Origin of the sequence: Paracoccus sp. S4493 (genome assembly GCF_000967735.1) — a bacterium.
Classification (GTDB): Bacteria; Pseudomonadota; Alphaproteobacteria; order Rhodobacterales; family Rhodobacteraceae; genus Paracoccus; species Paracoccus marcusii.
This window is the reverse complement of the sequence record NZ_JXYF01000074.1, coordinates 1-1,159: the sequence shown is the minus strand read 5'-3', so window position 1 is coordinate 1,159 and position 1,159 is coordinate 1. Positions and strand designations below refer to the sequence as shown.

Sequence of the window (1,159 nt, the reverse complement as noted above, 5' to 3'; positions counted from 1 at the left end):
TGCAGATAGCTTTCCAGAAGGGTCGTGATCTCCAGCTCTCCGCGATCGGAGGGCTGGACGGCGCGGGCCCGTTCCGGCGCGGTGCCGTCCAGGAAATAGAGGCCCGTGACGGCATAATCCGACGGCGGCACGGGGGGCTTTTCGACGATGGCACGGGCCCGCATCCGGTCGTCGAAATCGACGACGCCATAGCGTTCCGGGTCCGAAACGCGATAGCCGAAGACCGTGCCGCCCCCGTCGCGCGCATCTGCGGATGCCAGCAGCTCCGGCAGACCGTGCCCGAAGAAGATGTTGTCGCCCAGCACCATCGCGGACGGTGCGCCCGCCAGGAAATCCTCGGCCAGGATATAGGCCTGCGCCAGCCCGTCGGGGCTGGGCTGCACGATATAGGTGAAGCTGATTCCCCACTGGCTGCCGTCGTCCAGCAGGCGGCGGAACTGGTCCTGATCCTCGGGGGTGGTGATGATCGCGATCTCGCGGATGCCGGCCAGCATCAGGACGCTGATCGGATAGAAGATCATCGGCTTGTCGTAAAGCGGCAGCAGCTGCTTGGACACGCCCATGGTGATCGGATACAGCCGGGTGCCCGATCCGCCGGCCAGAATGATGCCCTTGCGCTGTGTCATGCCTTGTCCTTCAGTTGATCCAGAACGCGGGCCAGCCCGGCCCGCCAGTCGGGACGCGCGATCCCGAAATCCCGCGCGATGCGTCCGCAATCCAGCCGCGAATTCAACGGGCGCGCGGCGGGCGTCGGATAGTCGGATGACGGGATGTCCGCCACCTGCGCAGCCAAGCCCGCCTGCGCCATGATCTGGCGCGCGAAATCGGCCCAGGAGGCGTCGGGCGTGCCTGCGAAGTGATAGATCCCGCCCGTGGTGTCGGGCCTGTCGCGCATCACGCGGATCATCCGCAGGCAGGCGGCCGCGATGTCGGCGGCAGGCGTCGGCCCACCGATCTGGTCGGCCACCACGGTCAGGCGGTCGCGTTCCGCGCCAAGGCGCAGCATCGTCTTGACGAAATTCGCACCGTGGGCGGAGAACACCCAGGAGGTCCGCATCACGGCCCAGGCTCCGCCCGCGGCGGCCACGCCCTGCTCTCCGGCCAGCTTGGTCGCGCCATAGACGCCCAAGGGCGCGGTCGGGGCATCCTCGGCCCGCGG

At 68.2% G+C, this 1,159-nt stretch carries 2 protein-coding genes; both read right to left on the bottom strand.

What is annotated here, in order from left to right; translation table 11 throughout:
- The coding region (locus TW83_RS11950) for a sugar phosphate nucleotidyltransferase (protein ID WP_045983006.1) at window positions 1-626 on the bottom strand (626 nt) is incomplete at its 3' end.
- Window positions 623-1,159: sugar nucleotide-binding protein (locus TW83_RS11945; RefSeq protein ID WP_045983005.1), on the bottom strand; the 537-nt coding region annotated here is incomplete at its 5' end. The genes TW83_RS11950 and TW83_RS11945, both read right to left, overlap by 4 nt.